The sequence below is a fragment of the Geminocystis herdmanii PCC 6308 genome, from assembly GCF_000332235.1.
Taxonomy (GTDB): domain Bacteria; phylum Cyanobacteriota; class Cyanobacteriia; order Cyanobacteriales; family Cyanobacteriaceae; genus Geminocystis; species Geminocystis herdmanii.
Genome location: NZ_CM001775.1, coordinates 344,658 through 357,192, shown reverse-complemented (window position 1 = coordinate 357,192; position 12,535 = coordinate 344,658). Strand labels below are relative to the sequence as shown.

Genomic DNA, 12,535 nt, shown 5'->3' with positions numbered 1-12,535 from the left:
ACTCTCAATGAAGATGTATAATCTTTATTTTTGTTATAACCTAGCTTTACCGCTAGGATTTTTTTTGAGTTATTTTGATTTATCGGTTAAGATGACAAAAAAATATTAAAAACTTTAGTATAATTAATTATGATTCAACTTCAAGAACAACCTCAAGAAACCCTATCTTCTTTTCATCCCTTAACAAATCATATTACCGAAACTCGCCCTTGGGGTACTTTTACCACCCTAGAAGAAGGCACAGGCTATAAAATTAAACGCATAGAAGTTAACCCCGGTCATCGTTTAAGCCTACAAATGCACCATCATCGTAGTGAACACTGGATTGTGGTTTCTGGTACTGCTAAAGTAGAATGTGGTGATGAAGTCAAGATTTTAGCGGCGAATCAATCAACTTATGTACCTCAATGTACCACTCATCGCTTAGAAAATCCGGGAGTGATTAAATTAATCTTAATTGAAGTGCAAAACGGCGAATATTTAGGAGAAGATGATATTGTTCGTTTTCAAGATGACTATTCGAGACAATAAATAATTATTTGAGATGTTCATCCATAACTTAAAGTGTAGTAAATTACACGGCTAAAGTGCGATCGTATTCTCTGTATTTTGTCTCGACTACGACACTTCGACTAACCCTCAGTGGAAGTCGATAACCGAAATCGAAGCGACTTTATAACCTAAAACCTAACACCTCCCCTTCACCAAAATACTTTTTAACCAACCCCTAACTATGATAAATTGTACACAAACTGCGATCGAAGAACTAAAAAGACTCAAAAATAATTATGATTTAGATACTTCCTATGTGAGAATAAAAATAGAAAAAGGAGGATGTAAAGATTATGTTTATCAATTAAGTTTTGCTCAAGAAATAGAAGAAAATGATCACACAATATCCCCTGATTTAGATGTAACGATTGTGATCGATCGAACTCACTATGAATATTTAGAGAATTTAACCATAGATTATATAGAAGATTTAATGGGAGGGGGGTTTCAGTTTAAAAATATCGATATTAAAGAACATTGTACCTGTGGATTATCCTTTAAATTAGAAAAATTATAATAGTGATATTTTAATATATTACTATTAAATTTCTTACTTTAACAACAAATAATAAGAGCAAAAATAACCATTGAGAATTAAAAATTAACAACGTCAGTGCAAAATCTGAGTTAAATATTAAGAAATAATAATACGGTACGATAACGTACAGACATATTGAGCGAGGAAAGCTAAGATTTAGGTGAAGTTAAACTATCTCTATATAATAATACTTAAAATACAAAAACCATTAATTATATAAATAGATTTTTATTAAACTAAGACATGAGAAATTTATGCTAAATCTGATTCAGAAATCTTTTCAAAAATTACATCACCTTGTTTTAAGCATCCCTGTGAAACTTTTTGTGCTGATTAGTTTCAGTTTGTTTTCGATCGTTTGGAGTCCTGCGATCGTTTTAGCCGCTCCCATTATTCCCCATCCAGATGAATTAGTACACGCAGTTCAAGAAATTGAGACTTTAGATGCCATGCGAACTGGTTTAGCTTCAACCTTAGAAGGAAGTACTGAAGTACCAACAAAACAGACCATGAAGGAGGTTTGTCGTCCTGTGGGCATGAAAGCTATGGAACTCAGTAAAGAAAATGGTTGGCAGGTGAAACAAATTGCCAATAAATATCGTAATCCCGATCATGCTCCCAATAATCTACATGACAAGATAGCTTTGGCAAAATTTGAACAAAACTCCGAGCTAATCGGTTTTTGGGACAGAGAAACAATTAATCAGGAGACAGGAACACGCTATTACCGCCGTATAGATGTAGAAGCCACTTGTTTAGTCTGTCACGGTTTGAAAGATAGCCGTCCTCAGTTTGTCCAAGATGGCTATCCTCAAGATTTGGCGTATAACTTCAAAGTTGGGGACTTACGGGGAATGTATGCTGTCTTTATTCCAGACGATGTGAAAAAGGTAATTCAAGATTCAGTTAACCCCTAAAAATTGATTGGTGCTAGGGAATTGAGAAAAATCTTTTAGGAAAAATTTATGAAGTTTAAAAAGTCGATCCAAATTCTACTACTCGGATTCATTTTGTCGTTTTGTTTCTTTTTTAATCTTGAACCAAACTTGATGGCATCAGAAATTTCCACTTTATCAAATCCAATAGTTGAAACGAATGTTCTGTCAAGTGTGCAAGGGTATCCCACATTGGACGTTGCTGTCGATCGCTATCTCATGTCGATGCCATCAGAATATTACACGATCGGCAATGTGGAAGAATTAAAAGATTTGATGGCAAACAGTCAACCTTTATTGGTTGATGTTCGAGAGCCTTCTGAGTACCGCTCTGGTCATATCCCTAGTGCCATAAATATTCCATTGCGTACACTATCTCGAAATTTGAATAAAATTCCTAGCGATCGCCCTGTGGTGCTGTACTGTTCGACAGGTTATCGTTCTTCTATGGGAGTGATGACGTTGCATTTGCTCAATTATGATAATGTGAAGGGCTTTCCTGTTATATAAAACTTACTCATAGTTACCCTCGTTGTCCGAGGTGCTCCTGTTCTCAATGATGCAACTCTTGGTGACGTGGAAACAGTGGGGATCGATCGAATTGTAGATACGATCGACAATGGTTCAGATGCACCGGGTACGATCTTAAATGATTGCAGTGAAGAATTTCGTCGTCGCTTTGCCGAAGCTGATTTGATCATCGCTAAGGGGCAAGGAAATTTCGAGACTCTCAGCAATGAGTTAGGCAATATCTTTTTCTTATTTAAGGTCAAATGTTCTGTAATTGCTAATCTGGTTAATCAACCTATCGGTATGCAAATGTTGGTACATTCCAAACTTGACGGATAGGAATGATCACCATAAGCTTTGCTTTGTTAACTTGAATTAGATCTAGATCAAGAAAAATGGTGATGGTTCGACTACCCTCATCAAAACCTGAGTGAACCATAAAATTTTTGGTGCTGTAAAGGTGTCAGGTGTCAGGTATCGGAAAGGGTTAAAGAATTGACAAAAAATATATCCTAATTGATTTTTTTATCTTCAATTATTTGATCGAATTATATAATCTTCTGAAAATTACCGCTGAAACCTGCAACCTGAAACCTGCCCTTATCAAACATTCTTGCATCGATCTGAGGTTCATCAAAAGACTTTTTCAGCAACCCCTAATTAAATTTATGTCTGTCTAATTTTATTGACAATAATTGTTAAGATTATTTACAAGATTTTCTTGTTCTTGAGATAAATTCATTAATTGTTCTTTAGATAAAATAGCATTTTCTGTATTTTTATTTTCAAAAGCGGTGATAAAATTTCTAGTAAATTCGCCATATTTTTGATAAATTATACCTAAATTTTTGCTATATTCTTCTAATTGTTGATCCTTAATTTTTTTATCGAATATTTCTTGGGCAGTTCGATCGAACTTATCCGCCATTTCTAAAACTTTATTCGTATCTTCTATATTCATATTAGACTGAGTTACTTCTGCTAATTGATTACTAATTTCTACAATTTTATTACATTCAGCTTTTTTAGTATTAAAACAACCGAATAAACCGCCATTGATCATCAAAATTAGTAATAATAATTTGATATGCTTAATCATTATAAAGTATAGTAATTTTTATCAAATTAACATTTTATCCTGAAAATGAGGAAGGATATACTGTAATTATTCAAGATTTAGAAGGTTATACCCTACAAGAAGCGATGGAAAATATTATATATGACAAACAAGTATGGTTAGAAACAGCATGACAATATGGAGAGAACATTCCTTTCCCTTCTTATATTTTCAATTCTTAATCAACTTTTAACGTGTTTACGGCGTGGGATGAATCGCCGTCCAAATTTATTTGCACAAGAGGATGTCACTTATGATTCTGTAGATAAATAATGTTTTTCTGTTAAATTATGATCATCTAAAATTATCTCAGGTTCGATGACTAATTGTTGATGTTCCCAATTTTTTTGTTCAATTTTTTTTAACTCTAATTCAGGATCAAAATTTAACCCTAAAGCCACAAGTATTTTCTCTTTATTGGCATACAAATCCACAAAAGCAGTTAACCAATATTGAGCTAAAAGAGGCTCTAAAGCGGTGATTACTCCGATAATCAATTCACTAGGAGGATGAACTTCTGAGAATCTTTTATCATCCAAACTACGTTCTCCAGTTCCCCATGTTTCTCCTTCTAAAGAGCCTTGCACGGAGACAAAACAGTTTTCTTGACAATATTTATTAATCCATTTGCGATTATGTTTATAATATTGCAACCATTTTTTCTTTAATCTTTTCTTTATTTCTTCAAAATTTTCCATAATATTGTGATCATAATTTTGGGTAAAATAGGGGCGAAATAATATTCAACCCCTAAGAATTTTTTAAAATAATTGAAATATCTCTCGACAAAATTGTTTCAGTTTTTCCCTAATTTCTTCCGTGGGTAAATTTCTACCCTCTAGTTGCCAATTATCCACCGTTGAAAGTCTCCACACTTCCCCAGTATGATTAAATCCAGCGGTTTCAATGCCAATTAAACGCTGTTGTTGATCTACGGAGTCTTGATGAAATCTTATTTGTAGTAAAATACTGCGACTTTGGATTTTACGACTCCAACCGGGGAAATGAAAGGCAATATCGATCGAATCTGGATCAACTAAATTAATAGTATCAGGATCATTATGCCAAGGGTTGAGATCGGCTTTACTGTCGGGAAAATATTGTTTAAATAAGTTAACAATAGCGGCAATTTTAGTAGTTATTTGTAATCCTTTTGCTTGTTCAGATGCGTTCATAAACCTTTATTTCCTATTTTCTCTACAATAAAACTAGACTCCGTTGATTATGGTTATCTTGATGACGATTTGAAGAAAGTCGATTCCTACTCCGCCGTTTTTTCAGGAGTTTCTTTTTTCACTAAAGGGGCAATCTCTGGATTAGCAAAGAATTTGCGAGTATCTTCTAATAACTTATCCCCCCAAAGATTTTCCTTTAAAAATGCCATACTGCCATAGCTATTATCCATTTTAAGGGCAGATTGTCCTAAATTTAGGGCTTCTTCCCTTTTTCCTTGACGGTAAAGGGCTACTGCGATAGCTAACGTTGGTTCAGCTTGATTTTCGTCAATTTTTAAGGCTTTACGCCATGATTCTAAGGCTTCATTGATTTTTCCTTGTTCATATTCCACTAAACCGATATTGTTAATAGCAGGCCAAAATTGAGGTTCTAATTTGATCGCTTGTTGATAGGATTCGATCGCATCAGAATATTTACTTAACCTATAGTAAGCATTACCCAAATCAAAATAAGACTGAGGAATTTCTTTATTTAACTTCAAACCCGCTTGTATTTCCTTGACAGAAGATTCATAATCTCCCACCTGAAAATAAGAATTACCCAGAGAAAATAACACATCAGCTTGTTCTGGTGCAAGTCTTTTCGCTTCTTGTAAGGCTTTAACTCCACCATCAAGATTATTGTCTTGAATTTCTAAAGTACCCAAAATAAACCAAGATTCATAACGATGGGGAGACAATTGTACCGCTAATCTCGCCCTTGCCACAGCTAATTCATACTCTCGAAAACGGGTTAATTGCACAGCATCCTGTAACAACTGCGAACCATATTCATCAAAAAAATCTTGATTTAATTCAGGAGTATAGGGTAATAATGCTTGAGCTTTTAAAGGAGAGGAAAAGGAGAAAAGACTAAAAACCGTAATAATAGATAATAAAGAATTACGAAACAACACTATTTTTAAAACTAATAATTAAAGGAACTAAACAATTTTAATCTTAGCAGTATTTTCAAATTCCTAGAAAATCAACAATAATTAGAGGTTGCTCAAAAAGTCTTATTCATTACCTATTACTCGACTTGTGCAAGAAGTCTAATCTCATTATTGATTTGTGATTGCTAAAATCGTCATTTCTCAAGGATAATGAAAATTAGGATTGCTATATATAAAATTGATATGAGTAAAAGAACGTTATTTGATAAAGTCTGGGATTTACATACCGTTGGTACTCTACCATCAGGACAAACTCAATTATTTATAGGCTTACATTTGATACATGAGGTAACTAGCCCTCAAGCCTTTGCTATGATTAGAGAACGTAATCTTAAAGTACTTTTTCCCGATCGAACTGTTGCTACCGTAGATCACATTGTACCCACAGAAAATCAAGCTCGTCCATTTGCCGACACTTTAGCAGAGGAGATGATTCAAGCCTTAGAAAATAATACTAAGGAAAACGGTATTAAATTTTATAATACTAACTCTGGGAATCAAGGTATTGTCCATGTAATTGCTCCCGAACAAGGTTTGACTCAACCGGGTATGACGATCGCCTGTGGTGACTCTCATACTTCCACCCATGGAGCGTTTGGTGCGATCGCCTTTGGTATCGGTACATCCCAAGTAAGAGATGTGTTAGCCTCTCAAACCCTATCGTTAACTAAGTTAAAAGTGCGTAAAATTGAGGTAAACGGAGCTTTACCTACGGGAGTATATGCTAAAGACGTTATCCTTCATCTTATCCGCAAATTAGGGGTAAATGGCGGTGTGGGTTATGCCTATGAGTACGCTGGTACAACCTTCGAGAATATGAACATGGAAGAACGCATGACAGTTTGTAATATGTCGATCGAAGGAGGCGCTCGTTGTGGGTATATCAACCCCGATGAAGTCACCTACAATTATCTCAAAGGTAGAGATTTTGCCCCCAAGAATTGGGCAGAAGCGGTGACATGGTGGGAAAGTATCCGTAGTGATGCCGATGCCGAATATGATGATATTGTCACCTTCAATGCCAGTGACATTGAACCTACGGTAACATGGGGAATCACTCCTAGTCAGGGTATCGGTATCAATGAATCTTTACCCATGCCTGAAACTTTACCAGAAAATGACAAAGAGATTGCGATCGAAGCCTTTAAATATATGCAACTGCAACCGGGGCAACCCATCAAAGGCACATCGATCGATGTATGCTTTATTGGTAGTTGTACTAATGGAAGAATTAGCGATTTAAGAGAAGCGGCGAAACTGGCACAAGGGCATAAAGTAGCCAATAATGTAAAAGCCTTTGTCGTACCCGGTTCAGAAAGAGTAAAACAAGAAGCCGAAGCCGAAGGATTACACGAAATCTTTTTGAATGCGGGTTTTGAATGGCGCGAGCCCGGTTGCTCTATGTGTTTAGCAATGAATCCTGACAAATTACAAGGAGATCAAATTAGTGCATCATCCTCTAATCGTAACTTTAAAGGTCGTCAAGGATCAGCCCAAGGGCGCACATTATTAATGAGCCCTGCTATGGTTGTCGCCGCCGCTATTAATGGTAAAGTCTCCGATGTAAGAGAGCTAAATTAATGGAAAATTGAGAATGGAAAATGGAAAATGGAAAATTAACAATTAATAATAATAAACTATATAAAATTAATGATTTCGATTTTAATTTTTGGAGAAGTCTAATGAGAATTATCTGACTTAGCATCGTTGATTCATCCCTATCGACATGAAGCAATCTCAAGGCTTATCGTTTAAATTTGCTAAAGCGATTATTCTAAATTTCATGAGCCTTTGCTTATAATTTTTATGAATAAATCTAACACTCTAATTTAATTCTTCATTCTCCATTCTCCATTCTCCATTCTTCATTCTCCATTACTTATATTATCTATATATTGATTCATAATTTCCGTTAATTTTTCTTGATATTGAGATGTTATATCACTGGCTAATTTAATATCATAACTACTAAAAATATTTTCTAAATCCTTTAATAATTCATAACGAGTTTCCATTTGTTGATAAATGTCAATAAAGTGTGAAACTTGATTCAAAAAATGATTTTTAATTTCTTTGATGGTATTTACATTACTATTTTGATGTCCATAAAGAGCAATAATAATAGTTTTCAGAGAAGTATTTGATTTCAAAACCTTCATAATTTCAATCATGATACCAAGAGCAGATTGTTCAGGAGGAAGTCCTCCTACACCCGTAGCTAAAGCAGGAAAAGCAATGGATTGGGCATTAACTGACTCCGCTAGTTTTAAACATTTTTTTGTGACTTCTTGAACAATATTAATAGTTGGTTTTTTCGATCGAGCATGATAATATAATTCATAGTCTAAAACTGCGGCATGAAAAACATATTTTGCTGACAAATTACCAGCACTTGTCATGATTACATCCCCTAATTTTATCGGTGCAAATTTTAAGGCGTGTTCTTTAATACTATTGCCTCCTTTTTTCAATATAGAAGCGGAAACACCACCACCCATTTTTAAATAATTATCATCGGAACTGACGATCACGTCAACATCTAAGGTAGTAATATCGATTATTTTTACGAATAAATTTGTCTCTTTTATCTTTTTATAAAAAATAGTATTTTCTAAATCAATATCATTATTTTTATGCCAAAAATCAACGGATAAATTAGGAAAAATTTTAAGACTTTCTTGTAATTTTATTTCCAGATTAAAAGTTGATAAATTTTGACAAATCATCGGTAGCCAACTTCCTCCCGGAAAGTCTTTGTCCCATGCCTGTAATCTTTCTCTGGCTTCCCTTAAAGCACAAAAAACGGATTTATTTTGTTGTAAAGCGGTTAAAAAATATTTCAAAAATTCTTGGGCAATTAAATCTGGTACTCCTTCCCTCATAACAATGACTTGGGGAATGTTTAATTTAGTCAATTCTTGGGCTAATCCGATACCATCACAGGAGTTAAATATAGCTAGTTTTAATCCTTGTTTAATGGCTTGATTTAAAGCAGTTTTTAATTCTTTAATAGTTAGACTTTCTTTCGGATTAATAAAGATAATTCCTTGATGATTTTCCGTGTGGCTATGCCCTGCAAAAAATAACATATCCCATCCTTCTTCATCCCATAATTTTTGATGAAATTCTGCTGATTTAGGCTCAACTAAAAAGGTAATTTCTGCATTTTTAATTTCTTGAATTAAGGCTCGATCGAGTTCTATATTTATACCTTCACTATGGCCTAACACAGCTAATATTCTTAACTTATTTCTCGATTTTTTACTAATATTTATTAAACTATATTCAGGGGTACTAATGCCTATTTCTGCTTGTTGATAATCTTCTAAAAAATGCCATAAATGCCAAGGAAAACCATGTAAAATAATATCTTTAGTTTCCACAATTATTTGTATTTCTTCATCAGGAGTTAATTTAGTGCGTAATTTTTTATCGATGGGGGAAAAACTGGAAGACTCTAGCCAAAGATTAAATTTTGTTTCAATTTCTTGACAAAGTTCTTGAAATTCTTTGACAGAAATATTAGTTAATCCTTGCCCTTTCACTTCAAATAGTCTGCGTCTAGCTACATCAAAACACTGATGTAAGGCTTGATAAAGGGTTTGCCAATTATAGTAGAGTGTTGCTAATTCTGGATTCGGGGGCAAACTACCAGTAAATTGCTCAAATCCGCCATTATCTGTCCTTAATTGAGCGGTAATATAAGGGAATCCTTTATTTAAGTCTCCCGCACCCAAATTTAACACGACTAGCTTACTCATGGCATCAGATTTTTTTTGGAACATTTTTCATTTTACGGGAAAAATCTGATGAAATAAATCAAAATAATTGGATATTTCCAAAAAAATTCAGTAACAATACCTTAGTTTTGTGATGATTGAGCTACTTTTTTGACTAATTCTATCTCTAAGTTTAATGCTTCTGCTATCTGCTCGATCGATAATAATTAATTGGACACTGTACACCAGTATAAAAAGCCTTTGACGAGGATTGAACTCAAATTATATGTTAAAATCACGACAAAATAAGGTTTTAACATTAATTAGGGTTTGCTGAATAAATCAGAAAGCTATTAAAATCAACAGTTTAGGCATAATACATTAACCAAAAAGTGTGCAGTTTTAAGGATTTTTATTCAAAAATTCAACACTTTTAATCTTATTTTTTAAAATACAACTATACTCATTCTATCTATTAACAGCATCAAAACCTTGATGTTTCAGTATTTCTCCTATCTCCTGTCTCCTAACTCCTATCTCCTACCTTCATCAAAAGACTATGAGACAAACCCTAATTATGCCTTACTCAAAAATAAAAAATGAGTAAAAATATTAGAGGGGAAGGCATCAGAATAATACAAACGGATAGAACAGCCGTTTCTGCATCTGGAGGCACTGTAAGACCAAAGTCTTGAGGCGTGAGCCTATGAAAGATGAAGCCAACACTATACCGTTAGGTTCGTATTGGGTAGTTCACGTTAGTAACCAAATTATAAAAGGTAAAGTAGCAAAACTCAGCAATGTAGAAATAATAATTGTTCTTGCTACCATCGTGGTATTTCCCCCAAATTCTTTTACCATGATTACCGCATTTACTGCCGTTGGCATGGCTGTTTGCAAGGTTAATACTTTTAAATCTAATCCTTCTAATCCTACCATTATACCTATACCATAGGCGATTAAGGGAGCAATAGCAAGTCGTCCGATCGTAGCATAAAATTCCGTCATACCAAATTCAAATTTTGTTTTACTTAATTGTATTCCTAAGATAATTAAGGCGATGGGAATAGAAGAAATACCCAACCATTCCACACTTTTTCCGATATTAAAAGGCATCGTTATATTAGTAAAATACAAAAAAATACCAATAAACATTGACCAAATTAAAGGTAATTTCCATAGAGATTTTAAAGTGACGATTAAATTATCACCTTTTAACATTACTGGTAAGATTCCAAACAAAACAATACTTGAAAAAATCATATACATTACTGCTCTTTCTAATCCCTCTTCTCCTAAAGAAAAGGCAATAATTGATAATCCCATATTTCCGTTATTTGGGCATAAGCTAATAGCAAATAAACCTTTATCATCATCCGTAGATAGTTTAAAAAAATTACTAACTATTAATACTAATCCATAAATTATTGAGGTACTTAAAACATATCCTAATAATAGCCTAATAGCTTCTTCTATGGACATATTAGTGCGATAAAAACTATCAATAACGATGGCAGGAGCTAGAATATAAACACTTATTTGTGAAAGGGTAGATTGATCTAATTTTAAGGTTTTATTCGCTATATATCCCATTAAAATTACTAAAGCTACGGGAAAAACTGAGGATAAAATTATATTGACCATAATTTTAGTATTAGATGTTAAGAATGAGGAATGAGAAATGAGGAATTAGACAACATTATTAATTGTTCATTGTTCACTCTTTAATGTACATCATGCCGGGGAGTTGAGTTATTAAGCCTTCTAATTCCAGTTGTAGTAAAATTCCTGAAACTTCTCCACTGTTTAGATTACTTTTTTCGACAATCATATCAAAAATTGTGGGGTTGACTTCGATCGAATCATAAACTATCTTAAAAGTAGAAGATAAACTGGGTTCTTCCTTTGTTTTTTCGGGTAAAGAAGGAGAAGCTACAGAAAATAAAGATAATTGTTGAGTTTGGTCTAAACTGGGAATCACTCCTAAACTAGATAGTAGCTCCTCCTCTGTAATAATGACTTCTGCCCCATTATGAATTAACCTTAAACATCCCCTTGCTTGAGGATTATCGGGAGTATTGGGTAATGTATAAACATCTCGATTAAATTCATTGGCATAACGAGCAGTAATTAACGCCCCTGATTTTTCGGGCGCTTCCATGACTAAAATCGCTCGACACATCCCTGCAACAATACGGTTTCGAGCTGGAAAGTTACCCCTTTCGGGTTGGCTTCCATACTCATATTCTGTCAAAATTAGTCCTTTTTCACTAATTTCTCTCATTAATTGCCGATTACTGGTAGGATAAACTCGATCGAGTCCATTACCCAATATAGCAATAGTTCTACCGCCACCATCTAGGCAACCCCGATGCGCTACCGTATCAATGCCTTCCGCTAAACCAGACACCACCGTAAAACCATTTTCTGCTAATGTCTTAGCGATGTTATACGTCCATCGTCTTCCGTGTTCTGTGGGCTTTCTTGTGCCGACAATGCCGATTAAAGGAGTGATGCCTTGATTTTCTGATAAATTAACTGTACCTTGATAGTATAAAATCGATGGAGAACTAGGAATTTCTAATAATAATTGAGGATATTCTGTTTCGTGCGGATTCCAAAAGTTAGGATTTTTTTCGATATGTTTTAAAAATAGTTTCTCTGGATCAATTTTTTGTTTTTCTTCTTGGATTGAATTACATAATTTATTGCCGATACCATCAATTTTAAGCAATTCTTGAGGTGATACTGTCCAAGCTCGTTCTAAACTACCAAAATGATCATAAATTTTTTTTAAAGAAACTGCTCCCAAACCTCTTATTTTTGACCACGATAACCAATAAATTTTTTCTCTATCTGTCGTCATAAAATTCATCAAAAAACTGGTACTTATTTTAACTTAAATTTCTAATATTATGATTATTATATTGGTTTTAGAATACAATCAAAATCTTTCCAGAAAAGTCGATCGAACTTATATATAACAATTCTCCT

At 34.0% G+C, this 12,535-nt stretch carries 13 protein-coding genes; 6 read left to right on the top strand and 7 right to left on the bottom strand.

Annotated features, from left to right (window positions below; genetic code table 11):
• Nucleotides 1-129 precede the first annotated feature (129 nt).
• From SYN6308_RS01855 to SYN6308_RS01835, 5 genes are all read left to right on the top strand, one after another.
• Nucleotides 130-531, top strand: coding sequence for a phosphomannose isomerase type II C-terminal cupin domain (locus SYN6308_RS01855; RefSeq protein ID WP_017292731.1), 402 nt, complete (start codon nt 130-132; stop codon nt 529-531).
• 202 nt (nt 532-733) lie between these two features.
• Complete coding sequence (locus SYN6308_RS01850) at nt 734-1,069, top strand: HesB/IscA family protein (RefSeq protein WP_017292730.1); 336 nt, start codon at nt 734-736, stop codon at nt 1,067-1,069.
• Between the two features lie 275 nt (nt 1,070-1,344).
• Nucleotides 1,345-2,007 carry a Tll0287-like domain-containing protein gene (locus SYN6308_RS01845; protein WP_017292729.1) on the top strand — a complete coding sequence of 221 codons (663 nt, stop codon included), beginning with the start codon at nt 1,345-1,347 and terminating at the stop codon, nt 2,005-2,007.
• A gap of 132 nt (nt 2,008-2,139) precedes the next feature.
• Complete coding sequence (locus SYN6308_RS01840; RefSeq protein WP_071591001.1) at nt 2,140-2,535, top strand: rhodanese-like domain-containing protein; 396 nt, start codon at nt 2,140-2,142, stop codon at nt 2,533-2,535.
• A gap of 9 nt (nt 2,536-2,544) precedes the next feature.
• Nucleotides 2,545-2,874, top strand: a complete 330-nt coding sequence (locus SYN6308_RS01835) for an ARMT1-like domain-containing protein (protein ID WP_071590972.1) — start codon at nt 2,545-2,547, stop codon at nt 2,872-2,874.
• Between the two features lie 343 nt (nt 2,875-3,217).
• Here the strand turns inward: SYN6308_RS01835 and SYN6308_RS01830 are convergent, their stop codons facing one another.
• The 4 genes from SYN6308_RS01830 to SYN6308_RS01815 form a co-directional block, all read right to left on the bottom strand.
• On the bottom strand, nt 3,218-3,634 hold the full coding sequence (locus SYN6308_RS01830; protein ID WP_017292726.1) for a hypothetical protein: 417 nt from the start codon (nt 3,632-3,634) through the stop codon (nt 3,218-3,220).
• 269 nt (nt 3,635-3,903) lie between these two features.
• A complete protein-coding gene (locus tag SYN6308_RS21470) occupies nt 3,904-4,350 on the bottom strand; it encodes a DUF5331 domain-containing protein (protein WP_017292725.1) in 447 nt (148 codons plus the stop codon).
• Between the two features lie 63 nt (nt 4,351-4,413).
• The gene (locus tag SYN6308_RS01820) at nt 4,414-4,827 is read right to left on the bottom strand and encodes a hypothetical protein (protein WP_017292724.1); all 414 of its coding nucleotides are present in this window, start codon (nt 4,825-4,827) and stop codon (nt 4,414-4,416) included.
• 86 nt (nt 4,828-4,913) lie between these two features.
• The gene (locus SYN6308_RS01815) at nt 4,914-5,783 is read right to left on the bottom strand and encodes a tetratricopeptide repeat protein (protein ID WP_017292723.1); all 870 of its coding nucleotides are present in this window, start codon (nt 5,781-5,783) and stop codon (nt 4,914-4,916) included.
• Between the two features lie 222 nt (nt 5,784-6,005).
• Here SYN6308_RS01815 and leuC point away from each other — a divergent pair, with 222 nt between their 5' ends.
• Nucleotides 6,006-7,403 (top strand): 3-isopropylmalate dehydratase large subunit, encoded by a 1,398-nt coding sequence (gene leuC / locus SYN6308_RS01810; protein WP_026101861.1) that lies wholly within the window; start codon nt 6,006-6,008, stop codon nt 7,401-7,403.
• Between the two features lie 284 nt (nt 7,404-7,687).
• Here the strand turns inward: leuC and SYN6308_RS23205 are convergent, their stop codons facing one another.
• From SYN6308_RS23205 to dprA, 3 genes are all read right to left on the bottom strand, one after another.
• Complete coding sequence (locus tag SYN6308_RS23205; RefSeq protein WP_017292721.1) at nt 7,688-9,607, bottom strand: macro domain-containing protein; 1,920 nt, start codon at nt 9,605-9,607, stop codon at nt 7,688-7,690.
• 687 nt (nt 9,608-10,294) lie between these two features.
• On the bottom strand, nt 10,295-11,185 hold the full coding sequence (locus SYN6308_RS01800) for an AEC family transporter (RefSeq protein WP_017292720.1): 891 nt from the start codon (nt 11,183-11,185) through the stop codon (nt 10,295-10,297).
• Nucleotides 11,186-11,258: 73 nt separating this feature from the next.
• A complete protein-coding gene (gene dprA, locus SYN6308_RS01795) occupies nt 11,259-12,407 on the bottom strand; it encodes a DNA-processing protein DprA (protein ID WP_017292719.1) in 1,149 nt (382 codons plus the stop codon).
• Nucleotides 12,408-12,535 lie beyond the last annotated feature (128 nt).